Here is a 23,575-nt window from a genome sequence, read left to right on the forward strand (position 1 = left end):
GCGGGGCGGTGTCACGCGACGCGCCGCAGGGCGTCGGCCGGCCGCAGCCGTGAGGCGCGCCAGCCGCCGAAGGCTCCCGCGACGAGTCCGCCGGCCACCGCGAGGGCGACGGCGACGAGGATCGTGGTGAGGGAGACCGGGGCGGTCAGCGCGATGTCGAGGGTCTTGGACGCGGTCTGGCGGCCGGGGCCGCCGCCCATCGGGCCGCCGCCGCCTCCGCCGCCCGTGGAGCCGAGCTGGGCGGTGAGGGTGGGGCTGACGGCGGTCACGACATAGGCGCCGGCGAGACCGACGGCGATACCGAGGACACCGCCCATCAGGCCGTTGACCAGGGCTTCGCCGATGACCTGGCGGGTGACGCGTCCGCTCTTCCAGCCGAGGGCCTTGAGGGTGCCGAACTCCCGCACGCGGCGGCTGACCGCGGAGGAGGTCAGTAGACCCGCGACGAGGAACGCGGCGACGAGGACCACGATCGAGAGCCACCTGCCGACGCTGGAGGCCAGGTCGGAGGCGGTGGAGAGGGAGCCGGACACCGTGTCGGCGAGGTCGGCGGAGGTGGTGACCGTCGTACCGGAGATGTTCTTCTGGATGGCGGCCTTGACGGTGTCGATCTGCTGGGAGTCGGCGGCCTGGACGTAGACCGTGGTGACCTTGTCCTCGGAGTCGGCGACGGTCTGCGCCTGCTTCAGCGGGATGTAGACGTTGGCGGCCGCATCACCGCTGTCCGCCGTGGAGACGCCGATGATCGTGTACTTGGTGCCGGAGACGCTGACGGTCTTGCCGACCGCGAGCCCCTTCTCCTTGGCGTAGGCGGAGTCGGCCACCGCGACCTTGGCGTCGGTCTCGGACGCCTTGAACGTACGGCCCTTGGTGATCTTGGAGGAGGTCAGCGGGCCGAGGTCCTGCTGGGTGACGTCGGTGCCGTACACGGTGAAGGAGTTGACGTCGAAGGAGGCACCACCGCCCTCGACCCGGCCCTGCGGCTGGCCGCCTTCGCCGCCCTGGCCGCCGCCGGGGCCGCCCTGGCTCTGCCCCGAGGTCTCGTCCTGCTTGAACTCGCCGCGCTTGAACTGGCCGTCGACCTTCATGACCGTCAGGCTCAGCCCCCCGACGGCGTCCGCGACGCCGTCCTGCTCGCCCACCTTGTCGACGGTGCTGGCCGCCAGCGTCTGGAAGCCCTGGACCATGACCCGGTCCGTGCTCTGGGTCGCGTCGTCGTCGTCCTTGGCGTCGAACTCGAACCGGGGACGCTCGGTGCCCCCGGAGCCCTGGGCGGCCGCGGCCTTGGTGACCGTCATGTCCGTGCCCAGGCCGTACAGCGATTCCAGGACCTTGTCCTGGGCCTTGCTCATGCCGGCGGAGACCGAACTGACGACGATGACCAGCGCGATGCCGAGGGCGAGCCCCGAGGCGACGACGAGCGCCGCCTTTCTGCGGCGGCGCAGCTCGCGCCGGAGGTAGGTGAAGAACATGGCGCGAAGATATGGAGCGGGCGTGATGAGGAGTTAAGTCTCCGATGAGAGCTGGATGAGAACGCCTGCGGCGTGCGTACGCCGAAGGCGGCGGCACCCGGATCGTCCGGGTGTCGCCGCCTTCGTGCGGGGAGAGGGGCCTCGGGATCAGGCGGCGGAGCCCGCCGTCCACTCCGACCAGCTCATGTTCCAGCCGTTGAGGCCGTTGTCGGGGGCGATGGTCTTGTCGGGGGAGTTCGTGACGATGACCAGGTCGCCGACCATCGAGTTGTCGTACAGCCAGGCGGCAGGCGTGTTGGGGTCGTCGGCGCCCTTGGTGTCGGACAGGCCGACACATCCGTGGCTGGTGTTCGCGCTGCCGAAGATCGACTTCGCGCCCCAGTAGTTGCCGTGGATGAAGGTGCCCGACGTGGACAGCCGCATGGCGTGCGGCACGTCCTTGATGTCGTACTCACCCTTGCCGTCGTCGTCCGTGAAGCCGACCGTAGAACCGTCCATGCGGGTCTCCTTGAACTTCTCGGAGATCACCATCTGGCCGTTGTACGTCGGGTTGTCGGAGGATCCGGCCGAGATCGGGATGGTCTTGACCGTCTTGCCGTCACGGGTGACCGTCATCGTGTGCGCCTTGGCGTCCACGGTGGAGACCTGGTTGCGGCCGACCTTGAAGGTCACCGTCTTCTGCTGGACACCGATGACGCCGTCGGCGCCCTCGACGCCGTCCAGGGACAGCTTCAGGGTGACGGTGGAGCCGCCCTTCCAGTAGTCCTCGGGGCGCAGGTCCAGACGCTGGTTGTTGAACCAGTGTCCGACGACCTCCTGGCCGCTGGTCGTCGTCACCTTGATGCCGTCCTGGACGGCCTTCCGGTTGGTGATCGCCTTGTTGAAGTTGATCGAGACCGGCATGCCGACGCCGACGGTGGAGCCGTCCTCGGGGGTGAAGTTCCCGATGAAGCTGTTCTCGGGCGAGACCGTGGTGAAGGAGCTGTTGGCGTGCGCCTGACGGTCCTTGGAGTCGGCCGCCGTGGCGCTGATCTTGTACGTCGTCGAGCGCTCGAGCTGGCCGCTGGGCTTCCAGCTGGAGCCGTCCGAGGCGAGAGTGCCCTCGACGGCGTCGCCCTCGGCCGTGGTCATGGTGACCTCGGTCAGCTTGCCCTTGGCGACGGTGACGATCGCGGCGTTGTTGATGCTCGCGTTGGTCGCGCCGTTCTTCGGCGCGATCGTTATCTGCGCTTCGGAGGCGTCCTTGGCGGCCGCCTCGTCCACCTGCGACTGTGACGTCTTCGAGCTGTCCGCGCTCGCGCCGGTGTTCGTACCGCCGTCGTCGCTGCAGGCCGAAAGCACCAGCACGCCGCCGAGCAGTGCGGACGCGGCCATGAGACCCCTGCGCCGCTTGCTGTCCGTCATCACACGCTTCTCCATCGTTGCCGATTCCCCAAGATCCCCGGACAGGGTCGCCCGACGGCGACTCCCCGTCAATGTTCCAAGAACACCGCGACCGGGTCTTCCGTTCCACATCCGGCGAGGATGTGGGGAACACCACTCATCGACGCGCCCGGGGCCGCGGCGGTTCCCGCCACCACTGAGGAGTGCCTCCCGGGCGTCAGCGTTCCGTGTGCGCGCCACCTTCCTCGTCGTCGGTCTCATTGTCCTCGATCCCGTAGTACTCCTGGTCCCCGTCCTCCCCGGCTGCCCAGTCCTCGGCCTCGGGGTCGTAGTCGATCGTCTCGCTGCTCCAGGAGGCCTGTGCGAGCTCGACGCCGGGCACCTGGCTGACCAGGTCGAACGGGTCGATCAGCGAGGCGAGGGCCTCCGCTGCGTCTTCCCTGACGGTCTCCTCGGCATGCGTGCGTTCCTCCGGGGACTCGTCGGAGGGTGTGCCGGGGGCGGTGAAATCGGCGGCGATGCTCTCCAGCGCGGTGCCGGTCAGGGCGTCCGCGTCGCTGACCTCCAGCACCATCTCCACGCGAAGCCGAACAAATGAGGGTGTCTCCGAAGTGCTCATACGCCGGAGCGTAAGGCCCCCCGGACCTGTGGCTTTCCTCCGACCCGCTGCTTTGCTTAGCATCGGCACGCAGGGCCAACTGATGGTTGTCGCAAGGGGATCGATTCTGTGTCCATAGCTCGTCGCACGCTGCTGACCACCACGGCGGCAGGCACCCTGCTCTGTGCTCTCTGGTTCGTACCCTCCGCCAACGCGACCGGCGGGACAGAGACGCGGAGCGGTTCCACCGTCCCGTCCGCCGCTTCCTCCACCGAGGTCCGACAGGCCTCCGCCACCGGGGAGTTCACCGCCGGGGACAGGCTGGCCGACACCGGGGCGGGTGTCGACACGACTCCCTACCTGATCGGCGGCACGGTCTTCCTGTGCGTCGGCGCGGGGTTCGTCGCCTACTCGGTGCGCCGGGGCGGCATGCAGGCCGGCCCGGTCTGAGATCCACCGGGCCGCCGCGTCCCCACCGGGTGCGGCGGCCCCCCGGGCGCGCGGGTGCTCAGGCCAGCGGGCCGGTCACGGACTCCACGGCCTCGACCAGCTTCCCCTCCCGCACGAACGCCTCGGCGGCGGCCAGGTCCGGCGCGAGGAAGCGGTCGGGCCCGGGCCCCTGGACGCCGGCGGCCCGCAGCGCCTCGATGACGGCCAGCGAGGCGGGCGCGGGGGTCAGGCCCTCGGCGACGCGCAGCTCGACGGCACGCGTGGCGGCGTACAGCTCGACGGCCACGATCCGGGCGAGGCCGGTGACGGCGGTACGGAGCTTGCGCGCGGCCGACCAGCCCATGGAGACGTGATCCTCCTGCATCGCGGAGGACGGGATCGAGTCGACGGAGGCCGGGACCGCGAGCCGCTTCAATTCACTGACCAGTGCGGCCTGCGTGTACTGGGCGATCATCAGCCCCGAGTCGACCCCGGCGTCGTCCGCGAGGAACGGCGGCAGCCCGTGCGAGCGGTTCTTGTCCAGCAGGCGGTCCGTGCGGCGCTCGGTGATGGACCCGAGGTCGGCGGCGACGATCGCCAGGAAGTCGAGGACGTACGCGACGGGGGCGCCGTGGAAGTTGCCGTTGGACTCCACCCGTCCCTCCCCGGGCAGGACGACGGGGTTGTCGACCGCCGAGGCCAGCTCGCGGTCCGCGACGAGCCTGCCGTGGGCGAGGGTGTCGCGCCCGGCGCCGTTGACCTGGGGGGCGCAGCGCACGGAGTAGGCGTCCTGGACGCGGGGGGCGACATCCTGGTGGTGGCCGGTCAGGCCTGACCCGGCGAGCACCCGCAGCATGTTGCCGGCGGAGACGCCCTGCCCGGGGTGCGGGCGGATGGCGTGCAGCTCCGGGGCGAGGACCCGGTCCGTGCCGAGCAGCGCCTCCAGGGACAGCGCGGCGGTGATGTCCGCGCCGGTGTAGAGGTTCTTCAGGTCCGCGAGCGCCATCACGAGCATGCCCAGCATGCCGTCGGTGCCGTTGAGGAGGGCGAGGCCCTCCTTCTCACGCAGCTCGACGGGCGTGATGCCGTGTTCGGCGAGGAGCTCGCCAGCCGGCCGCACGGTGCCGTCGGGGCCCTCGGCCTCGCCCTCGCCCATCAGGGTCAGGGCGCAGTGGGAGAGCGGGGCGAGGTCGCCGGAGCAGCCGAGCGAACCGTATTCGTGGACGACGGGGGTGATGCCCGCGTTGAGCACGTCGGCCATCGTCCGCGCGACCTCGGGGCGTACGCCGGTGTGGCCGGAGGCGAGCGTCTTCAGCCGCAGGAACATCAGCGCGCGGACGACCTCGCGCTCGACGTGGGGGCCCATGCCCGCCGCGTGCGAGCGGACGATGTTGCGCTGCAGCTGCGCCCGCAGACCGGGGCTGATGTGCCGGGCCGCGAGGGCGCCGAAGCCGGTGGAGACGCCGTAGACGGGCTCGGGCTTCGCGGCAAGGGCGTCGACGATCTCCCGCGCGGCGGAGAGGGCCTCCACGGCGGCCGCGGAGAGCTCGACCCGGGCGCCCTGACGGGCCACGGCGATGACGTCCTCGGCGGTGGTACCGGACGTCCCCACCACGACTGTATGCATATCCATATTCAGAAGCCTACGGACTGAAACCCAACATGTCACCAGTGGTCGCGCCGTTGGCCCCTTACCGGTCGCCACCGGGCGGGTTGCCCCGCAGCCTGCGGCGGTCGTGGGGGGACTTGGGCGGGGAGTCGGCGAGCCGGATCACGTCACCGTCGCGCCCCGCGACCACCGGCCTCCTGGAGTGCGCCGCCTTCGCCTGGTACTGCGCGGCGTCCGCGAGCCGGAAGAGCCTGCGCGCCGAGCGCACGGGGCCGATGTCGTCCCCCGTGGAGGCGACCCCGCAGGCGACCCCGTCACCGAGCTCCAGGGAGACGGCGCGCGCGCAGAGCTCCTCGGACACCCGGACCACGTCGTCCGCGGGGGGCCCCAGGACCAGCAGACAGAACTCGTCCCCGCCCAGGCGCGCGGACAGCGCACCGGGGAGCATCGCGCCACAGAGGGAGAGCACCGAGCCGAAACGTTCCAGCAGCCGGTCGCCGACGGCGTGGCCGTGCGTGTCGTTGACCACCTTGAGACCGTTCAGATCGCAGACGACGAGACTGACCACGGCACCGTCGGCGCGGTGCCGGTCCAGCGCCTCGTCGAGCCGGAGATCGACGGCCCTGCGGTTCGCGAGGCCGGTCAGCGGGTCCGTGAAGGCCAGCTTGCGGACCTCCTCCAGCCGCTCGGTCTGCGCGATGCCCGCCGCGACGACGGCCGCGAGGACGGTCGCGAAGTCCGCGTCGTCGCGGTCGAAGACCGGAGCCCCGGCCGGCCGGGCGACGTACAGCTCACCCCAGGCACGGCCGTGCAGCACGATCGGCGCCACCACGCAGCAGCCCCGGCCGCGCCGGCGCAGCGCGGCGACCCGCTGGTGGCAGTAGGGACGGGCACCCCGGGCCGGAGCGCCGGCGGACGGGGCGCCGTCGGCGGTCTCCACCCAGGCGTCGGGCTCACCGCCGCCCGCCCACCGCTCGTGCAGGAACTCGGTGATCTCCGGGAACTGGTGCACGGGGTAGGCCTCGCACTCGGGGAACTCCTCCTCCCCCTCGGCCCGCTCCCCCGCGTTCACCAGCACGCGCAGCCTGCCGCGGTCCCGCTCCCACACGGAGAGGGCGGCGAAGCTGCCTCCCAGTGCCTCGCACGCCCCCACCGCCGCGGCGTTCCAGGACTCGCGCGGGGTGTAGGCCGCCGCCATCGTCTGTGCCAGCGCAACCACGGCGCGCAGCCGCGCATCATCAGCACCCATCACCCCAGCTTAGGTAGCTCTGGAATGATTTGATCAGTTGGCAGCGCTGATGATCTTCAGAAGCTTCCCCGGTTCACTCGCCGGGCCAGCTGGGCTTCCGCTTCTCGTTGAACGCGGCGACGCCCTCGGCCCGGTCGCCGGAGAAGGCCACGGACCGCCAGGCGGCGTCCTCCACCTCGAGGCCGGCCCGCAGGTCGAGCCCCTGCCCCAGGCGCAGCGCCCGCTTGGCGGCCCTGAGCCCCACCGGTGAGTTGGCCGCGATACGGCCGCCGAGCGCCAGCGCCTCCTCACGGTCCCGCCCCGGCTCGACCAGCTCGTCGACGATGCCCAGCTCGCGCGCCTCTGCCGCCTCCACGCGCCGTGCGCTGAAGACCAGCTCGGCGGCGCGTGCCGCGCCGACCCGCCGGGGCAGCAGCTGGGTGCCACCGCCGCCCGGGATGACGCCGACGGACACCTCGGGCAGGCCGACCACGGCCGTGCGGTCGGCCACGATCACGTCGCAGGCCAGCGCGAGCTCGAAGCCGCCGCCGAGGGCGTAGCCATGCACGGCGGCGACGACCGGCATGGGCAGCTCCAGCACACCGGTGTACGCCGCCCGCGCCGTGGGTCGCTGACGCACGAGCTCGGCGTCGCTGAAGGAGTTGCGCTCCTTGAGGTCCGCGCCCACGCAGAAGGCCCGCTCGTGGCTGGAGGTGAGGACGGTCGCCCGCACCCCCTGATCGGCTCCCAGTGCGGCACAGGCCTCGGCGATCGAGACCGCCATCGCGGTGCTCACGGCGTTCATCGCCTTCGGACGGTCGAGCACCAGCTCGGCCACGTGCTCCTGGCCCTCGTGACGGCGTACGACGACGAACTCCCCGAACCTCTGCTCGGACGTGACACCCATGACTGCACCCCTCCGGTTAACGAGCGTTACCGGGATCCTAGGCGGGGGTGCGGCGGGCCGGTCCGTCGCGGGCGCACTTCTCCCGCACCCGACCGGTCGGGAGGACGGCTCAGGAGGACGGCTCAGGAGGACGGCGCGGAACGACGGCTCAGGAGGACGGCTTGCCCCGCCGGGCCAGCAGCCACGGCTCGACCACGCCCAGCCCTCGCACCGGCCGCTGCCACATCGGCTGCAGCCCGAAGCGGTACGCGGGCAGCGGTGCCTCCTCGTCCGGACCGCGGCCCTCCTTCTCCGCCAGCCGGGCCCGCTCGGCCGCCGCCGCCGTCTCCTCGGCCTCGGAGGCGGGGGCGTCGCCGTGCTTGATCAGTTCCGCGGCGAAGGCGCCGTCGACCAGCACGGCGTCCTTCGGCGCTATCGACGTGAGCCGGCTGGCCAGGTTCACCGTCGTACCGAACACGTCGCCCATGCGCGTGGTGACCGTGCCGAACGCGATGCCGACCCGCAGCGCGGGCATCGTCGTGTCCTGGGACATCGCCTCCACCAGCCGGAGCGCTATCTCGCCGGCCGTGCCCGCGTCGTCCGCGGCGAAGAGGACCTCGTCCCCCAAGGTCTTGATGAGCCGTCCGCCGTGCGCGGCGACGAGGTCCGCCGAGGTGGTCTCGAAGGCCTCGACCAGTTCGCCGAGCTCCTCCTCCTCCAGCCGCCTGGTCAGCCGGGTGAAGCCGACCAGGTCGGCGAAGCCCACGGCGAGCCGGCGGTCGACCATTTCCTCGTCGTCCGCCGCCTGCACGACCCGGCCGGTGGCCGCCGCGAGCTGGCGCCGCCACACGTAGACCAGGAATTCCTGCAGCTCGGGCAGGAGCAGCTCGATCAGCGGATAGGTGACCTCGGTCCGGGTCATGCCGGGCTCGGGGGGCTCGGTCAGGCCCTCCAGGAAGGAGTCGATCTGCCACTCGGCGAGCCGGGCGGTGGTCTGACCGGTCGACCGGGCCACCTGGATGGCCATCGGCTCGCTGAGCAGCCCGGCCTCCACGAGACCGGCCAGGCGGCGCAGCGCCAGGACGTCGGCCTCGGTGAGCGCCTTGGCCTGTCCGATGTCGGCGAAGCCCATGGCCCGCCAGAAGCGCGACGCCAGGTCCATGGAGACCCCGGCGGTCCTGGCCGCCTGGAACGGCGTGTAGCGGCGGTCGGCCCCCAGGATCAGGGACTCCAGCCGGATGGCGAGCGGGTCGTCGGTGGGTTCGGCCGTGTGGTCGACCTCGTGATGCGGTGTCGAGTGGACGGACGGTCCCGACGAGGGCTCCGCGCCGTCGTCGGAGTTCGTGTCGTCGACGGTCACCGGCCGCCTCCTGCCCGTTCCCTGCGCACTGCCCTGCCGATCTGTCGCTGGATCGCCTCAACGATACGGCAGGTGTGCCCTGGCTCACGTCCACGGTGGCACGGATCCGGATCCGTCGTACGCGACATCACCCGTATGTGTGGGGGGTGCCGGATCAGGTGAGCCCTCCCTGCTCCCCGCGCAGGTGGACGATGTCGCCGGCCGACACGGGTTCCTGGAGCCCGTCGCCCGTGGCCAGCACGAGGCGCCCGTCGCCGTCGATCGCCACGGCCTCACCGACGACGGACCGGTCGCCGGGCAGCTCGGCCCGCACCGTCCGGTCGAGAGTGGCGCAGCCCGCGGCGTAGGCCGCCTGCAGCCCGCTCTCCGCCGCGTCGCCGTTCGCGTCGCGCCACTGCCCGTACCACTGTTCGAGTGAGCGCAGTACGGCCCGGAGCAGGGTCTCGCGGTCGGTGGAGACGGCCCCGGCGAGCGCCAGGGACCCCGCGTGGGGGGCGGGGAGCTCGGCCGCGCGCAGCGAGACGTTGAGGCCGATGCCGATGACGACGCCCTCCCCGGCACGCTCGGCGAGGATGCCGCCGGTCTTGCGTTCCGTGCCCCCGATCGTCACCAGCAGGTCGTTGGGCCATTTCAGCGCCATGTCGACGCCCGCCGACTGCGCGAGGCCCGTGGCCGCCGCCACACCGGCGAGCAGCGGAAGCCACCCCCACCGCTCGGCGGGTACGCCGCTGGGAGTCAGGTAGACGGAGAGGAACAGGCCCGACCGCGGCGGCGCCGTCCAGCTCCGGTCGAGCCGCCCCCTGCCCGCGGTCTGCTCCTCGGCGACGAGGACCGTGCCCTCGGCCAGTCCACCCCCCGCGGCCCGCGCGGCGAGGTCGGAGTTGGTGGATCCGGTCGCGTCGACGACGTCCAGCGAGGTCCACAGACCGTCGGGCCTCAACAGCCCGCGGCGCAGCGCAGCGGCGTTCAGGGGCGGCCTGTCGAGGTCCGACCAGCGGTTGTGCGGCGCATCGGGAGGTGTCATGCAACCCACATTAGGTGTGGCCAACGACGCACTGCCGAACCGTATCCGCGCCGATACGCTACGGGTCAGTAGCAAACACCGCCGACGAGCAGGTCGCCGTCGAGCACGTACCGGTCCGGCACCCGTACCGGATGCACCAGATGTACCAGCCGTCCCCGTGACCAGGCAGGGAGCCGCCACCCGATGTCCGAGCCGCAGAGCGACATCCACACCACCGCGGGCAAGATCGCGGACCTGCAGCGCCGTATCGAAGAGGCCACACACGCAGGTTCCGCCCGTGCCGTCGAAAAGCAGCACGCGAAGGGCAAGCTGACCGCCCGTGAGCGGGTCGAGCTCCTGCTCGACGAAGGTTCCTTCGTCGAGCTCGACGAGTTCGCACGGCACCGGTCCACCAATTTCGGCATCGAGAAGAACCGTCCTTACGGGGACGGGGTCGTCACCGGCTACGGCACGGTCGACGGCCGTCCCGTCTGCGTGTACTCCCAGGACTTCACGATCTTCGGGGGCTCGCTCGGCGAGGTCTACGGCGAGAAGATCGTCAAGGTCATGGACTTCGCGATGAAGACCGGCTGCCCCGTGATCGGCATCAACGACGGCGGCGGTGCGCGCATCCAGGAGGGCGTGGCCGCCCTCGGGCTGTTCGCCGAGATCTTCCGCCGCAACGTCCACGCCTCGGGTGTCGTCCCGCAGATCTCCCTGATCGTCGGTCCGTGCGCGGGCGGCGCGGTCTACTCGCCCGCGATCACCGACTTCACGGTCATGGTCGACCAGACCTCGCACATGTTCATCACCGGACCGGACGTCATCAAGACGGTCACCGGCGAGGACGTCGGCTTCGAGGAGCTGGGCGGCGCCCGCACCCACAACACCACGTCAGGTGTGGCGCACCACATGGCGGGTGACGAGAAGGACGCCATCGAGTACGTCAAGTCGCTGCTGTCCTACCTCCCGTCGAACAACCTCTCCGAGGCGCCGGCCTTCCCTGAGGAGGCGGACCTGGCGACCACGGACGAGGACCGCGAGCTCGACACCCTCATCCCGGACTCGGCGAACCAGCCGTACGACATGCACACCGCCATCGAACACGTGCTGGACGACGGCGAGTTCCTGGAGACGCAGGCCCTGTTCGCGCCGAACATCATCACCGGCTTCGGCCGGGTCGAGGGCTATCCGGTCGGCATCGTCGCCAACCAGCCGATGCAGTTCGCCGGCTGTCTGGACATCGACGCGAGCGAGAAGGCCGCGCGGTTCGTCCGTACCTGTGACGCGTTCAACGTTCCGGTCCTCACCTTCGTCGACGTGCCCGGCTTCCTGCCGGGTGTCGACCAGGAGTACGGCGGCATCATCCGCCGCGGGGCCAAGCTCATCTACGCCTACGCCGAGGCCACCGTCCCACTGATCACGGTGATCACCCGCAAGGCGTTCGGCGGCGCCTACGACGTCATGGGGTCCAAGCACCTGGGCGCGGACCTGAACCTGGCCTGGCCGACCGCGCAGATCGCGGTGATGGGCGCGCAGGGCGCGGTGAACATCCTGCACCGCCGCACCATCGCCGCCGCCGAGGACCCCGACGCCACCCGCGCCGAGCTGATGGCCGGCTACGAGGACGCCCTGCTCAACCCCTACGTCGCGGCCGAACGCGGCTACGTCGACGCGGTGATCATGCCGTCCGACACCCGGGCGCACCTGGTGAAGGGCCTGCGCCAGCTCCGCACGAAGCGCGAGTCGCTGCCGCCGAAGAAGCACGGCAACATCCCCCTCTAACCACGGGAGCCACCATGATCAAGGTCGTACGGGGCAATCCGACCCCGGAGGAGCTCGCCGCGGCCCTCGCCGTGGTCCAGGCACGCGCGGCAGCGGTGGCAGCCGTGCCGTCCGGGGCCCCGCTGCCGCCCGAGCAGTGGTCGGACCCGGGGCGGATCGCGCGCAGGGGGGCGCTCCGGCCGGGGCCCCGCTCGTGGGCGCGTACGTACTGGCCGTCCTGACGCCGGGGCCGGTGTGCGGCGCTTGAGTACGCGTACTCAAGCGCCGCAGCCGTGTCCGGGAGCACCATCGGAAGCATGCTGTGGTCCGATCCCGAGAACAAGCCGCCGAAGGAACTGCGGGACGCGCAGGACATGATGCGTCGCGCGGGGCTGCTGCTGGCGCTGGCCATGGTCGTGGCGATGTTCGTCCTCGGCATCCGCTGAGGCCCCGGGGCGCGCCTACGATGGCGGGTATGACTGATCAGCGCCGCCTCGTGCTTGCCTCCGCCTCCCCCGCCCGCCTCGGCCTCCTGCGTCAGGCGGGCTTCGCCCCCGAGGTGATCGTCAGCGGAGTGGACGAGGACGCGATCGACGCCCCGACGCCGGGTGAGCTGGCGCTCGTCCTGGCCGAGGCGAAGGCCGCCGCGGTGGCGGCCCGCCCCGAGGCCGCGGGCGCCCTGGTCATCGGCTGCGACTCGGTGCTGGAGCTGGACGGCGAGGCGCTCGGCAAGCCCGCCGACAGCGAGGAGGCCACCTCCCGCTGGAAGTCCATGCGCGGCAGGTCGGGCATCCTGCAGACGGGCCACAGCGTCATCGACACCGCCACGGGCCGTACGGCGTCGGCGACCGCGTCCACCGTCGTCAGGTTCGGCGAGCCGACGGACGCCGAGGTGGCGGCCTACGTCGCCTCGGGTGAGCCGCTCCACGTCGCGGGCGCCTTCACCCTGGACGGCCGCTCGGCACCGTTCGTCGAGGCGATCGAGGGCAGCCACGGCAACGTCATCGGCCTCTCGCTGCCGCTGCTGCGCGGGCTGCTCGGCGAACTCGGTTTCTCCGTCACCGACTTGTGGGTCTGAGCGGCCGCGTCACGCCGGTGCGGGAGCCTCCGGGGCGCCGGCCTTCCCCGCTTCCGGCTCGCGCCGCTCGAACGCGACCAGGGTCAGCACGATCAGCGCCAGGACGACCATCAGGAACGCGAAGGCCGCCCAGCCGATCAGCCCCACCGCCAGCGCCCCCAGCACCCCGTGGACGACCGCGCACGCGATGAGGGCGATCCGTGCGAAGCGGCCCGGGGCCCGGTCACGTATCCCGGCCAGCAGCGGTATCAGCGCGCACAGCACGAGCAGGACGCCCGAGACGCCGCCCATCACCCAGGTGCCGGTGACCATGGCGTCCGGGTCCATCCCGGCCAGGGACATGCTCTGGTTGCCCGCGACCGTCGCCAGGACGCCGTTGACGATCACGATGCCCACGGCTTCCACGAAGAGAACGATCGCGGTCACGAAGGCCACTGGTCTGCGCACCACGGCACCCACCCCTTGTTACCTGTAGTACGTCCGGTACAGCGCGGACCTTACTAACGGGTAACGCATCGGACAAGGGGTCTCGCACGCGGCACTCCCGTCACGTGCCACTGCCGCGACCGAAGCAAAGATTCCATCGGCCGTTCGTAGGGACTCCACAAAGAAACCCCGCGCGCCGTTGACCGTCCGGACAGAGACTTGGGCCACACTTCGTGGCTACTGTGCCGTTGAGGATCCCGGCGTACCGTGGTGCGACAAGGGATTTCGCGACTCGAGCAAGCCTCGGATCACACTCCGTGTGGGCAAGTTCACTATTGGGGACGGGTCGTACGGCCGTGTCGGTAGTCCCTAAACTCAGCTTGTTCTCAAGGAGGGAGTCATCGTGCGCAAGGTGCTCATCGCCAACCGTGGCGAAATCGCTGTCCGTGTTGCTCGGGCTTGCCGGGATGCCGGAATCGCGAGCGTGGCCGTCTACGCCGATCCGGACCGGGATGCTCTGCATGTGCGCGCGGCCGACGAGGCGTTCGCTCTGGGCGGTGACACCCCGGCCGCCAGCTATCTGGACATGGCCAAGGTGCTCCAGGCCGCCAAGGACTCGGGAGCGGACGCGGTCCACCCGGGCTACGGCTTCCTCTCGGAGAACGCGGAGTTCGCCCAGGCCGTGCTGGACGCCGGTCTGACGTGGATCGGGCCGCCCCCGCACGCGATCCGGGACCTGGGTGACAAGGTCGCCGCCCGGCACATCGCCCAGCGCGCCGGTGCGCCGCTGGTGGCCGGCACGCCCGACCCGGTGTCGGGTTCGGCGGAGGTCGTGGAGTTCGCGGAGAAGAACGGCCTGCCGGTCGCGATCAAGGCGGCGTTCGGCGGCGGCGGACGAGGCCTGAAGGTCGCCCGCACGCTGGAGGAGATCCCGGAGCTCTACGACTCCGCGGTCCGTGAGGCCGTCGCGGCGTTCGGCCGGGGCGAGTGCTTCGTCGAGCGCTACCTCGACAAGCCGCGGCACGTGGAGACGCAGTGCCTGGCCGACCAGCACGGCAACGTGGTCGTCGTCTCCACCCGTGACTGCTCGCTCCAGCGCCGCCACCAGAAGCTCGTCGAGGAGGCCCCGGCGCCCTTCCTGTCCGAGGCTCAGAACGCTGAGCTGTACGCGGCGTCGAAGGCGATCCTGAAGGAAGCCGGCTACGTCGGCGCCGGCACCGTCGAGTTCCTCGTCGGCGTGGACGGCACGATCTCCTTCCTGGAGGTCAACACCCGCCTCCAGGTCGAGCACCCGGTCACCGAGGAGGTCACCGGCCTCGACCTCGTCCGCGAGATGTTCCGCATCGCCGACGGCGAGGAGCTCGGCTACGGCGACCCCGCGGTGCGCGGGCACTCCTTCGAGTTCCGGATCAACGGCGAGGACCCGGGCCGCGGCTTCCTGCCCGCTCCCGGCACCGTGACCCTGTTCGCCCCGCCCACCGGCCCCGGTGTCCGCCTGGACGCGGGCGTGGAGTCCGGCAGCGTCATCGGCCCGGCGTGGGACTCGCTGCTGGCCAAGCTCGTGGTGACCGGCGCGACGCGTGAGCAGGCGCTGCAGCGCGCCGCCCGCGCGCTGGCCGAGTTCACCGTGGAGGGCATGGCCACCGCCATCCCCTTCCACCGCGCCGTCGTCGCCGACCCGGCCTTCACCGCGGACCCCTTCCGGGTCCACACCCGGTGGATCGAGACGGAGTTCGTCAACGAGATCAAGCCCTTCGCGGTCCCCGCGGACCAGGACGCCGACGAGGAGTCCGGGCGCGAGACCGTCGTCGTCGAGGTCGGCGGGAAGCGCCTCGAGGTGTCGCTGCCGTCCTCGCTCGGCATGAGCCTGGCCCGCACCGGTCTCGCGGCCGGCGCGAAGCCCAAGCGTCGCGCGGCCAAGAAGTCCGGCTCCGCCGCTTCCGGTGACACCCTCGCCTCCCCGATGCAGGGCACGATCGTCAAGGTCGCCGTCGAGGAGGGCCAGGAGGTCAAGGAGGGCGACCTCATCGTCGTCCTCGAAGCCATGAAGATGGAGCAGCCCCTCAACGCCCACCGCTCCGGCACGGTGAAGGGCCTGTCGGCCGAGGTCGGCACGTCGCTCTCGTCCGGCGCGGTGATCTGCGAGATCAAGGACTGAGCTCCCGTTCTCAGTCACTGGGGGCCCGGCGACCGCCGGGCCCCCAGTGGCATCCTCGGGACGCGGCGCGGACACCAGGAGGACAGGGCGATGAGCACGGCACCGACACCGGCGCGGCCGATGCGCGCCGACGCGCGACGCAACCACGACCGGCTGCTGAGCGAGGCGCGTACGTCGTTCGCGGCCCAGGGAACCGATGCCTCGCTGGAGGACATCGCCCGGCGGGCGGGCGTCGGCATCGGCACGCTCTACCGGCACTTCCCGAACCGCCGGGCCCTGATGAACGCGGTGTTCCAGGAGGCCCTGGCCGCACTGCTGGCCCGCTCCCGCGAGCTGGCGCGGGCCGACCAGCCGTGCAACGCGCTGGTGGAGTGGCTGGGTGCGGTCGTCACTCATGCGGGTGAGTACCGCGGTCTTGCCCATGGACTCATGTCGGCCTCTGGCGACGAGACCTCGGAACTGACCGGATGTCACATGTCCCTGCGGCAAGCGGGGGCACAGCTGCTGACCCGAGCGCAGGCGAGCGGCTCGGTGCGTGCGGACGTGTCGATCGACGACCTCCTGCAGCTGACCAACGCCATCGCACTGGCCGCCGAGCAGTCCCCCGCCGATCCCGCCCTGGCCGACCGCCTGCTGCGGCTGACGCTGCGCGGCCTGAAGGCGGACCCGGCCGGCCCTCTCCAGGGCGGCTGAACAAGGGCGCCTCCCGGCGCCCCGCGTCCGTGGCTACCGGCGCCGCATGTCCGCGACCCGGCCCACCGGCCCCTCCGCCAGTGCGGCCGCGCTCCGCAGCTGCGGACCGAGCCCTCCCGGCCCTCCGTGGCTCCCCTGGGTGCGCCGCTGGCCCGGCAGCGGCATGTCCTGGCGCGCCTGCCGTCCCGGCGGCAGGGCCTCACCGGGCGTGGACTCGGCGCCGCGCCCCGCCACCGTGATCTCCACCCCCTGGTCGGCCAGGGCCTGCAGCTCCGTGGCCGCACGCTCGTCGTGGGCCGGCGGCTCGTCCGTCACCAGACGGGTGATCAGCTCCGTGGGCACCGTCTGGAACATGGTGTCGGAACCCAGCTTCGTGTGGTCCGCCAGGACCACCACCTCCGCGGCCGCCTGAACCAGGGCCCGGTCCACGCTCGACGAGAGCATGTTGGACGTGGACAGCCCACGCTCCGCGGTCAGACCGCTCCCGGAGAGGAAGGCCCGGCTCACCCGCAGTCCCTGGAGGGACTGCTCGGCACCGCTGCCGACGAGCGCGTAGTTGCTCCCGCGCAGGGTGCCTCCCGTCATCACCACCTCCACCCGGTTGGCATGGGCCAACGCCTGGGCGACCAGCAGCGAGTTGGTGACCACGGTGAGGCCGGGCACCCGCGCGAGCCGGCGCGCCAGCTCCTGCGTGGTCGTCCCGGCGCCGACCACGATGGCCTCGCCCTCACCGACCAGCCCGGCCGCAAGGTCGGCGATGGCCGTCTTCTCCGCGGTGGAGAGATGGGATTTCTGCGGAAAGCCGGACTCCCGCGTGAAACCGCCCGGCAATACCGCACCGCCGTGCCGGCGGTCGAGGAGTCCTTCTGCCTCCAGCGCACGCACGTCTCGCCGTACGGTCACTTCGGAGGTCTGGACGACGCGGGCGAGCTCCCGGAGCGATACCGCCCCGTTGGCGCGCACCATTTCGAGGATCAATTGACGACGTTCTGCAGCGAACACGAAACTGACAGTAACCTGACCGTGGGTTGCTTTTCAGCAGTTTGCGCCGAATAACAGAAGTTGTGCATAGGCAGGGGCCCTTGGTGATATAGAAGCCCCTGCCCAAGGACTTTCTCCCGGTCCCTCCGGTCCGCCCGGCGATCCGGATGCGGCCTTCAGGGCGCCCACGGGCGCAGCATGTCCTTCATCGCGTCCGTCATCGCGAACTGCAGCAGCGGGCCGTAGGTGATCCGGCCGACGCCGAGGCGGCGGAAACGCTCGAGATCGTGCTTGACGGGGTGGGCCGTGGAGTTCACGGGGACGCCGACGGCGCCGGTCACCGCCGTGAGCAGGTCGTCGTCGTCCTGGATGGTCACCGGGTAGACGCTGTCGGCGCCGGCCTGCTCCAGGGCCCGCAGCCGACCGATCGCCTCGTCCAGGACGCCGGAGGCGTCCTCCGCGTGCAGGAAGAGGTCGGTGCGCCCGTTGATCCAGACCGGGACCCCCGCGTCGTCGGCCGCCGCGCGCAGGCCGGCGACGTAACGCGCGTGCTCCTGCGTACTGCGCACGCGTCCGCCCTCCGAGTGGACGGTGTCCTCGATGTTGAGACCGACGCCGCCGGCCTCGACGAGTCCGGCGACGAGATCCGCGGGCTCCTGTCCGTATCCGGCCTCCAGGTCCACGGACACCGGGACGCCGACCGCCGCGATGATCGGCCTGACGGCGGCGAGCACCTCCTCGAAGGTCTGCCCCTCGTGGTCGCCGGCCCCCCGGGAGTCGGCGAGCGGATGGCTGCCGACCGTCAGCGCCGGGAACCCGGCGTCGGCCGCAATCCGTGCGGACCAGGCGTCCCAGACGGTCGGAAGCACGAGCGGCCTGTACTCGGCGTGCATCTGCTTGAGGCGTCGAGCGCGCTCGACGGTGGTACGAAGGTCCATGCCGGGGACGCTACCCCCGGATCACCACGGACTACGAGCCGACCGGGCGCGGCCCGGCGGCGGAAGGACCGCGAGGGGCCGGCGCTACGCCTCGCCCGCGCTCTTGCGGGTGTGCAACTGCCGGGCCACCTCGGCGATCGAGCCGGACAGGGACGGGTACACCGTGAAGGCGTTGGCGATCTGTTCCACCGTCAGGTTGTTGTCGACGGCGAGCGCGATGGGGTGGATCAGCTCACTGGCCCTGGGGGCGACGACGCAGCCGCCCACCACGATGCCGGTGCCGGGCCGGCAGAAGATCTTGACGAAGCCGTCCCGGATGCCCTGCATCTTGGCGCGCGGGTTGCGCAGCAGCGGCAGCTTCACGACGCGGGCGTCGATCTTGCCGGAGTCGACGTCGGCCTGGCTGTAACCGACGGTGGCGATCTCGGGGTCGGTGAAGACGTTCGCGGAGACCGTCTTCAGGTTCAGCGGCGCCACCGCGTCGCCGAGGAAGTGGTACATCGCGATACGGCCCTGCATCGCGGCGACGGAGGCAAGGGCGAACACCCCGGTGACGTCACCGGCCGCGTACACGCCGGGGGCGCTGGTGCGCGAGACCCGGTCGGTCCGGATGTGCCCGGAGTCCTTGAGCTGCACCCCGGACTCCTCCAGGCCCATGCCCGCGGTGTTGGGGATCGCGCCGACGGCCATCAGGCAGTGCGTGCCGGAGATGACGCGGCCGTCGGCCAGCGTGACCTCGACGCGGTCGCCGACGCGCTTGGCCGACTGGGCGCGCGAGCGGGCCATGACGTTCATGCCGCGGCGGCGGAAGACGTCCTCCAGGACGGCGGCGGCGTCCGGGTCCTCACCCGGGAGCACGCGGTCACGGGAGGAGACCAGCGTCACGCGCGAGCCGAGCGCCTGGTAGGCACCGGCGAACTCGGCGCCGGTGACACCGGAACCGACCACGATGAGCTCCTCGGGGAGCTCGTCCAGGTCGTAGACCTGGGTCCAGTTCAGGATTCGCTCACCGTCGGGCTGGGCGTCCGGGATCTCCCGGGGGTGGCCGCCGGTCGCGATCAGCACCGCGTCGGCCGTGAGCCGCTCCTCGGTGCCGTCGGCCGCCGTCACCACGACCTGGCGGGAGCCGTCGGCGGCCTGGAGGCCGTCCAGACGGCCGCGGCCACGCATGACCCGGGCACCCGCGCGGGTGACGGAGGCGGTGATGTCGTGCGACTGGGCGAGGGCGAGTCGCTTGACCCGTCGGTTGACCTTGCCGAGGTCGACGCCGACGACCCGGGCGGCCTGCTCGACGTGCGGGGTGTCGTCGGCGACGATGATGCCGAGTTCCTCGTACGAGGAGTCGAAGGTGGTCATCACCTCGGCCGTCGCGATCAGGGTCTTGGAGGGCACGCAGTCGGTGAGGACCGACGCGCCGCCGAGGCCGTCGCAGTCGACGACGGTCACCTCCGCGCCGAGCTGGGCGCCGACCAGTGCCGCCTCGTAGCCGCCGGGGCCGCCGCCGATGATCACGATCCGGGTCACGAAAAGTCCGCCTCGCGTGGTGTCATCCCGCGGCCGTATGCCGCCCCGGCCGGGGGTCCGGGGGATCGCCCCGGCGTATGCAGTACGTAATTCATTGTCCCGCACGCGCCAAGGTGCTTCGCTCCGGGGCCCTCCATACGGGAACGAGCCTGGCCGGGCCACGGCCGCCGGCCGCCGCGGCACCTCCCACGACCGGGCGTCTTCCCCGCCGGAACCGGCACACGCGGCATCCCCTCCCGTACCCTCGACCCCATGTCGCTCTACGCCGCGTACGCCGGCAACCTCGACGCGCGGCTGATGACGCGCCGCGCACCGCACTCCCCGCTGCGCAGCACGGGCTGGCTCAACGGCTGGCGGCTCACCTTCGGCGGGGAGCAGATGGGCTGGGAGGGCGCGCTGGCCACGGTGGTGGAGGCGCCCCGTTCCCAGGTGTTCGTCGCGCTGTACGACCTGGCCCCGATGGACGAGGACTCCATGGACCGCTGGGAGGGTGTCGGCCTCGACGTCTACCGGCGCATGCGGGTGCGCGTGCACACGCTGGACGGCGAGGAGCCGGCCTGGATGTACGTCCTCAACGGCTACGAGGGCGGGCTGCCCTCGGCCCGCTACCTGGGCGAGGTGGCCGACGCGGCCGAGTCCGCCGGCGCACCGCACGACTATGTGATGAACCTCCGCAAGCACCCCTGCTGAGCCCTGCCACGACCCGCTTCTGTACGAATGTACGAAGAGGACCGGCCAGACTCTGCGCCGACACATCTACGCGCGTAGGGATTCAGCGGTTACCCTCATCCGCGTGAACGCATCTGTTATTCCGGACCACATCCAGGGCGACCCGCACGCCGCCGCCGCAGACGCCGCCGCCCGCCTGCGCGAGCTGACCGGCGCCGAGACCCACGACGTCGCCCTCGTGATGGGCTCCGGGTGGGCCCCCGCGGGCGATGCGCTCGGCATCCCGGAGGCCGAGTTCCCGGTCACCGCGCTGCCCGGCTTCCCCGCCCCGGCGGTGGAGGGCCACGGCGGCACGATCCGCTCGTACCGGATCGGCGGGAAGCGCGTCCTGGTCTTCCTGGGCCGCACGCACTACTACGAGGGCCGCGGTGTCGCGGCGGTCGCGCACGGCGTCCGCACGGCCGTCTCCGCGGGCTGCCGGACCGTCGTCCTGACGAACGGCTGCGGCGGGCTGCGCGAGGGCATGCGCCCCGGCCAGCCGGTCCTCATCGGCGACCACATCAACCTGACGGCCGCGTCGCCGATCGTGGGCGCGAACTTCATGGATCTGACGGACCTGTACTCGCCGCGCCTGCGCGCGCTCTGCAAGGAGATCGACCCGACGCTCGAAGAGGGCGTGTACGTGCAGTTCCCCGGCCCTCACTACGAGACCCCGGCCGAGATCAACATGGTCCGTGTCATGGGCGGCGACCTGGTCGGCATGTCCACCGTGCTCGAGGCCATCGCGGCCCGTGAGGCGGGTGCCGAGGTGCTGGGCATCTCCCTGGTCACGAACCTCGCGGCGGGCCTGAGCGGCGAACCCCTCAACCACGAGGAGGTCCTCCAGGCCGGCCGCGACTCCGCCACGCAGATGGGCGCACTGCTGGCACGGGTACTGGACCGGATCTGATCCCCGCGGATCCGGACGCCCGGACCGCATCGCATCGCACCGCACCGCACCGCAGAAAGGCGGACACCGTGCAGCAGGACCTCATCACGCGGGCCAGGGCCTGGCTCGCCGAGGACCCGGACCCCGAGACCCGTGCGGAACTCGCCGGGCTCATCGACGCCGAGGACCTCGGCTCGCTCGCCGACCGCTTCGCGGGGACGCTCCAGTTCGGCACGGCCGGCCTGCGCGGCGAGATCGGCGCGGGGCCGATGCGCATGAACCGCTCGGTCGTCATCCGCGCGGCCGCCGGCCTGGCCGCGTACCTGAAGGCGCACGGGCAGGACGGCGGACTCGTCGTCATCGGCTACGACGCCCGCTACAAGTCGGCCGACTTCGCCCGGGACACGGCGGCCGTGATGACCGGCGCCGGTCTGCGCGCGGCCGTGCTCCCTCGTCCGCTGCCGACCCCGGTCCTCGCGTACGCCGTACGGCACCTGGGGGCGGTCGCCGGCGTGGAGGTCACGGCCAGCCACAACCCGCCGCGCGACAACGGCTACAAGGTCTACCTCGGCGACGGCTCGCAGATCGTGCCCCCCGCCGACGCGGAGATCGCCGCCGCGATCGCCGCGGTCGGCCCGCTGGACGGCGTACCGCGCCCGGAGTCGGGCTGGGAGGTCCTCGGCGAGGAGGTCCTGGCCGCGTACCTCGCGCGGACGGACGCCGTCATGGGCGCGGGGTCGCCCCGTACCGCGCGCACCGTCTACACCGCGATGCACGGCGTCGGCACCTCCGTCCTGACGGCCGCCTTCGCCCGGGCCGGTTTCCCCGATCCGGTGCTGGTGGCCGAGCAGGCCGAGCCCGACCCGGCGTTTCCCACCGTCGCCTTCCCCAATCCGGAAGAGCCCGGCGCCATGGACCTCGCGTTCGCGACCGCGCGCCGGGCCGAGCCGGACATCGTCATCGCCAACGACCCGGACGCCGACCGCTGCGCCGTCGCCGTACCGGACCCGTCGGCCGAGGGCGGCTGGCGGATGCTGCGCGGCGACGAGGTCGGCGCGCTGCTCGCCGCCCACCTGGTGGACCGTGGCGTGACCGGGGTGCTGGCCGAGTCGATCGTCTCCTCCTCCCTCCTCGGCCGGATCGCGGAGAAGGCGGGCCTCGGCCACGAGGAGACGTTGACGGGCTTCAAGTGGATCGCCCGCGTCGACGGCCTGCGGTACGGCTACGAGGAGGCACTGGGCTACTGCGTCGACCCGGAGGGCGTACGCGACAAGGACGGCATCACGGCCGCGCTGCTGATCGCCGAACTCGCCTCCGTGCTCAAGGAGAAGGGGCGCACGCTCCTCGGTCTGCTCGACGACCTCGCGCTCGAGCACGGCCTGCACGCCACGGACCAGCTGTCGGTCCGGGTCGAGGACCTGACGGTCATCGCGAACGCCATGCGTCGCCTGCGCGAGACTCCCCCGACCGCACTGGCGGGCCTGCCCGTCACCTCGGCCGAGGACCTCTCCCTGGGCACGGACGCCCTGCCGCCCACCGACGGCCTGCGCTACCACCTGACCGGCGCCCGGGTCATCGTCCGCCCGAGCGGCACCGAGCCGAAGCTCAAGTGCTACCTGGAGGTCGTGGTCCCGGTCGGCTCGGCGGACGGCCTGCCCGCGGCCCGCGCCCGGGGCGCGGAGCTGCTGGCGGAGATCAAGCGGGACCTCTCGGCGGCCGCCGGGATCTGACCGCCGCCCGCGCGGGGCGGGGCAGCCCCCCCCCGCCCCGCGCACCGGTCGCAGCACGGCGCTTTCCGGTCATGGTCACGCCAGAATGCAAGCGATCATGGCCGTAAACGATCTGGAGCGGCTTTCATGATCTTCATATTCTCCATCTGTTCCGCCGATGAACGAGGAGAAATTCATGCAGATCTCACGGTCCGTCAAGAGAGCCGGGGCGGCCCTGGCCGCCACCGCGGCGCTGGTCATGGTCAACCCGTCGACCGCCTCCGCCAACTGGTCCAGCTACATCAACAGCTGGACCGACGGCGAGAAGTCGCGCACCTGGGAGGACCAGGGCACCTACTCCCAGATCCAGTTCACCGACTGCTTCGCGCAGTACGGCACGACCAAGTCGGTCGTCGTGAAGCTGTGGCACTACTACTCGGTCCTCCCGAACGAGAGCCTCGGCACCAAGACGTTCACGGCCTGTTTCGACGGCAGCACCAGCAACGGCCAGTGGACCAACGTCCCGAGCGGCACCAACACGTTGCAGTTCGAGGCGGACAAGGTCGCCCAGGGCGGCTCCTGCTGCCTCCTGAACGTCGGCACGGTGTACGTCGACACGTCCAAATCCGACTAGGCATCCCCGACGCCTGGAACGACCGCAGGTGGCACCCGGCTTCCCACGGGTGCCACCCTGGACCTTCGCCGGAGACACCGTGCGCATACCGACCCTCCTACGATC

General features: G+C 71.6%; 23 protein-coding genes. 11 read left to right on the forward strand and 12 right to left on the reverse strand.

Annotated features, from left to right (window positions below):
* Positions 1–11: 11 nt before the first annotated feature.
* The 3 genes from LWJ43_RS11875 to LWJ43_RS11885 all read right to left on the reverse strand — a co-directional run bounded on the left by LWJ43_RS11875 (position 12) and on the right by LWJ43_RS11885 (position 3,429).
* The gene (locus tag LWJ43_RS11875) at positions 12–1,472 is read right to left on the reverse strand and encodes an ABC transporter permease (protein ID WP_277332253.1); all 1,461 of its coding nucleotides are present in this window, start codon (positions 1,470–1,472) and stop codon (positions 12–14) included.
* Between the two features lie 147 nt (positions 1,473–1,619).
* Entirely contained in the window at positions 1,620–2,891 is a 1,272-nt protein-coding gene (locus tag LWJ43_RS11880; RefSeq protein WP_277332254.1) for a L,D-transpeptidase, read from the reverse strand.
* 181 nt (positions 2,892–3,072) lie between these two features.
* On the reverse strand, positions 3,073–3,429 hold the full coding sequence (locus LWJ43_RS11885) for a hypothetical protein (protein ID WP_277335867.1): 357 nt from the start codon (positions 3,427–3,429) through the stop codon (positions 3,073–3,075).
* 153 nt (positions 3,430–3,582) lie between these two features.
* On the opposite strand from LWJ43_RS11885, the gene LWJ43_RS11890 reads away from it, so the two are divergent.
* Positions 3,583–3,903, forward strand: a complete 321-nt coding sequence (locus LWJ43_RS11890) for a hypothetical protein (RefSeq protein ID WP_277332255.1) — start codon at positions 3,583–3,585, stop codon at positions 3,901–3,903.
* Positions 3,904–3,961: 58 nt separating this feature from the next.
* Here the strand turns inward: LWJ43_RS11890 and hutH are convergent, their stop codons facing one another.
* From hutH to LWJ43_RS11915, 5 genes are all read right to left on the reverse strand, one after another.
* Positions 3,962–5,515, reverse strand: coding sequence for a histidine ammonia-lyase (hutH, locus tag LWJ43_RS11895; RefSeq protein WP_277332256.1), 1,554 nt, complete (start codon positions 5,513–5,515; stop codon positions 3,962–3,964).
* 58 nt (positions 5,516–5,573) lie between these two features.
* On the reverse strand, positions 5,574–6,740 hold the full coding sequence (locus tag LWJ43_RS11900; protein WP_277332257.1) for a GGDEF domain-containing protein: 1,167 nt from the start codon (positions 6,738–6,740) through the stop codon (positions 5,574–5,576).
* Between the two features lie 73 nt (positions 6,741–6,813).
* Positions 6,814–7,626 (reverse strand): enoyl-CoA hydratase/isomerase family protein, encoded by an 813-nt coding sequence (locus LWJ43_RS11905; protein WP_277332258.1) that lies wholly within the window; start codon positions 7,624–7,626, stop codon positions 6,814–6,816.
* Between the two features lie 148 nt (positions 7,627–7,774).
* Positions 7,775–8,965 (reverse strand): adenylate/guanylate cyclase domain-containing protein, encoded by a 1,191-nt coding sequence (locus LWJ43_RS11910; protein WP_277332259.1) that lies wholly within the window; start codon positions 8,963–8,965, stop codon positions 7,775–7,777.
* A gap of 154 nt (positions 8,966–9,119) precedes the next feature.
* Positions 9,120–9,989 carry a biotin--[acetyl-CoA-carboxylase] ligase gene (locus LWJ43_RS11915; RefSeq protein WP_277332260.1) on the reverse strand — a complete coding sequence of 290 codons (870 nt, stop codon included), beginning with the start codon at positions 9,987–9,989 and terminating at the stop codon, positions 9,120–9,122.
* A 183-nt stretch (positions 9,990–10,172) separates the two neighbouring features.
* Between LWJ43_RS11915 and LWJ43_RS11920 the strand changes: the two genes are divergently transcribed.
* The 4 genes from LWJ43_RS11920 (at position 10,173) to LWJ43_RS11935 (ending at position 12,810) form a co-directional block, all read left to right on the forward strand.
* On the forward strand, positions 10,173–11,753 hold the full coding sequence (locus LWJ43_RS11920; RefSeq protein WP_277332261.1) for an acyl-CoA carboxylase subunit beta: 1,581 nt from the start codon (positions 10,173–10,175) through the stop codon (positions 11,751–11,753).
* A gap of 14 nt (positions 11,754–11,767) precedes the next feature.
* The gene (locus LWJ43_RS11925; RefSeq protein WP_014154416.1) at positions 11,768–11,974 is read left to right on the forward strand and encodes an acyl-CoA carboxylase subunit epsilon; all 207 of its coding nucleotides are present in this window, start codon (positions 11,768–11,770) and stop codon (positions 11,972–11,974) included.
* Between the two features lie 75 nt (positions 11,975–12,049).
* A complete protein-coding gene (gene mmpB, locus LWJ43_RS11930) occupies positions 12,050–12,178 on the forward strand; it encodes a morphogenic membrane protein MmpB (protein ID WP_014047983.1) in 129 nt (42 codons plus the stop codon).
* 20 nt (positions 12,179–12,198) lie between these two features.
* A complete protein-coding gene (locus tag LWJ43_RS11935; RefSeq protein WP_277332262.1) occupies positions 12,199–12,810 on the forward strand; it encodes a nucleoside triphosphate pyrophosphatase in 612 nt (203 codons plus the stop codon).
* Positions 12,811–12,819: 9 nt separating this feature from the next.
* Here the strand turns inward: LWJ43_RS11935 and LWJ43_RS11940 are convergent, their stop codons facing one another.
* Positions 12,820–13,260 carry a hypothetical protein gene (locus tag LWJ43_RS11940; RefSeq protein ID WP_462100877.1) on the reverse strand — a complete coding sequence of 147 codons (441 nt, stop codon included), beginning with the start codon at positions 13,258–13,260 and terminating at the stop codon, positions 12,820–12,822.
* 379 nt (positions 13,261–13,639) lie between these two features.
* On the opposite strand from LWJ43_RS11940, the gene LWJ43_RS11945 reads away from it, so the two are divergent.
* Positions 13,640–15,394: an acetyl/propionyl/methylcrotonyl-CoA carboxylase subunit alpha gene (locus LWJ43_RS11945; RefSeq protein WP_277332263.1), complete on the forward strand. Its 1,755-nt coding sequence runs from the start codon at positions 13,640–13,642 to the stop codon at positions 15,392–15,394.
* Between the two features lie 90 nt (positions 15,395–15,484).
* The gene (locus LWJ43_RS11950; RefSeq protein WP_277332264.1) at positions 15,485–16,087 is read left to right on the forward strand and encodes a TetR/AcrR family transcriptional regulator; all 603 of its coding nucleotides are present in this window, start codon (positions 15,485–15,487) and stop codon (positions 16,085–16,087) included.
* Between the two features lie 33 nt (positions 16,088–16,120).
* Here LWJ43_RS11950 and LWJ43_RS11955 read toward each other — a convergent pair whose 3' ends face one another.
* From LWJ43_RS11955 to LWJ43_RS11965, 3 genes are all read right to left on the reverse strand, one after another.
* On the reverse strand, positions 16,121–17,089 hold the full coding sequence (locus LWJ43_RS11955) for a DeoR/GlpR family DNA-binding transcription regulator (protein WP_277332265.1): 969 nt from the start codon (positions 17,087–17,089) through the stop codon (positions 16,121–16,123).
* Positions 17,090–17,244: 155 nt separating this feature from the next.
* Complete coding sequence (locus LWJ43_RS11960; protein WP_277332266.1) at positions 17,245–18,006, reverse strand: isocitrate lyase/PEP mutase family protein; 762 nt, start codon at positions 18,004–18,006, stop codon at positions 17,245–17,247.
* An 84-nt stretch (positions 18,007–18,090) separates the two neighbouring features.
* The gene (locus LWJ43_RS11965; RefSeq protein WP_277332267.1) at positions 18,091–19,530 is read right to left on the reverse strand and encodes an NAD(P)H-quinone dehydrogenase; all 1,440 of its coding nucleotides are present in this window, start codon (positions 19,528–19,530) and stop codon (positions 18,091–18,093) included.
* A gap of 252 nt (positions 19,531–19,782) precedes the next feature.
* On the opposite strand from LWJ43_RS11965, the gene LWJ43_RS11970 reads away from it, so the two are divergent.
* From LWJ43_RS11970 to LWJ43_RS11985, 4 genes are all read left to right on the forward strand, one after another.
* Complete coding sequence (locus LWJ43_RS11970) at positions 19,783–20,220, forward strand: gamma-glutamylcyclotransferase (protein WP_277332268.1); 438 nt, start codon at positions 19,783–19,785, stop codon at positions 20,218–20,220.
* Between the two features lie 103 nt (positions 20,221–20,323).
* Positions 20,324–21,148, forward strand: a complete 825-nt coding sequence (locus tag LWJ43_RS11975; protein ID WP_277332269.1) for a purine-nucleoside phosphorylase — start codon at positions 20,324–20,326, stop codon at positions 21,146–21,148.
* Between the two features lie 68 nt (positions 21,149–21,216).
* Positions 21,217–22,857, forward strand: coding sequence for a phospho-sugar mutase (locus LWJ43_RS11980; RefSeq protein ID WP_277332270.1), 1,641 nt, complete (start codon positions 21,217–21,219; stop codon positions 22,855–22,857).
* Between the two features lie 175 nt (positions 22,858–23,032).
* A complete protein-coding gene (locus tag LWJ43_RS11985; RefSeq protein WP_277332271.1) occupies positions 23,033–23,470 on the forward strand; it encodes a hypothetical protein in 438 nt (145 codons plus the stop codon).
* The last annotated feature ends 105 nt before the right edge of the window (positions 23,471–23,575 follow it).

Origin of the sequence: Streptomyces sp. JH34 (assembly GCF_029428875.1) — a bacterium.
Lineage (GTDB): Bacteria > Actinomycetota > Actinomycetes > Streptomycetales > Streptomycetaceae > Streptomyces.

Excerpts from the sequence above, each read along its gene's own strand:
- LWJ43_RS11875 (WP_277332253.1), bottom strand. The coding sequence starts at position 1,472 with ATGTTCTTCACCTACCTCCGGCGCGAGCTGCGCCGCCGCAGAAAGGCG.
- LWJ43_RS11880 (WP_277332254.1), bottom strand. The coding sequence starts at position 2,891 with ATGGAGAAGCGTGTGATGACGGACAGCAAGCGGCGCAGGGGTCTCATG.
- LWJ43_RS11885 (WP_277335867.1), bottom strand. The coding sequence starts at position 3,429 with ATGGTGCTGGAGGTCAGCGACGCGGACGCCCTGACCGGCACCGCGCTG.
- hutH (WP_277332256.1), bottom strand. The coding sequence starts at position 5,515 with ATGGATATGCATACAGTCGTGGTGGGGACGTCCGGTACCACCGCCGAG.
- LWJ43_RS11900 (WP_277332257.1), bottom strand. The coding sequence starts at position 6,740 with ATGGGTGCTGATGATGCGCGGCTGCGCGCCGTGGTTGCGCTGGCACAG.
- LWJ43_RS11905 (WP_277332258.1), bottom strand. The coding sequence starts at position 7,626 with ATGGGTGTCACGTCCGAGCAGAGGTTCGGGGAGTTCGTCGTCGTACGC.
- LWJ43_RS11915 (WP_277332260.1), bottom strand. The coding sequence starts at position 9,989 with ATGACACCTCCCGATGCGCCGCACAACCGCTGGTCGGACCTCGACAGG.
- LWJ43_RS11920 (WP_277332261.1), top strand. The coding sequence starts at position 10,173 with ATGTCCGAGCCGCAGAGCGACATCCACACCACCGCGGGCAAGATCGCG.
- LWJ43_RS11925 (WP_014154416.1), top strand. The coding sequence starts at position 11,768 with ATGATCAAGGTCGTACGGGGCAATCCGACCCCGGAGGAGCTCGCCGCG.
- mmpB (WP_014047983.1), top strand. The coding sequence starts at position 12,050 with ATGCTGTGGTCCGATCCCGAGAACAAGCCGCCGAAGGAACTGCGGGAC.
- LWJ43_RS11935 (WP_277332262.1), top strand. The coding sequence starts at position 12,199 with ATGGCGGGTATGACTGATCAGCGCCGCCTCGTGCTTGCCTCCGCCTCC.
- LWJ43_RS11950 (WP_277332264.1), top strand. The coding sequence starts at position 15,485 with ATGAGCACGGCACCGACACCGGCGCGGCCGATGCGCGCCGACGCGCGA.
- LWJ43_RS11960 (WP_277332266.1), bottom strand. The coding sequence starts at position 18,006 with ATGGACCTTCGTACCACCGTCGAGCGCGCTCGACGCCTCAAGCAGATG.
- LWJ43_RS11970 (WP_277332268.1), top strand. The coding sequence starts at position 19,783 with ATGTCGCTCTACGCCGCGTACGCCGGCAACCTCGACGCGCGGCTGATG.
- LWJ43_RS11985 (WP_277332271.1), top strand. The coding sequence starts at position 23,033 with ATGCAGATCTCACGGTCCGTCAAGAGAGCCGGGGCGGCCCTGGCCGCC.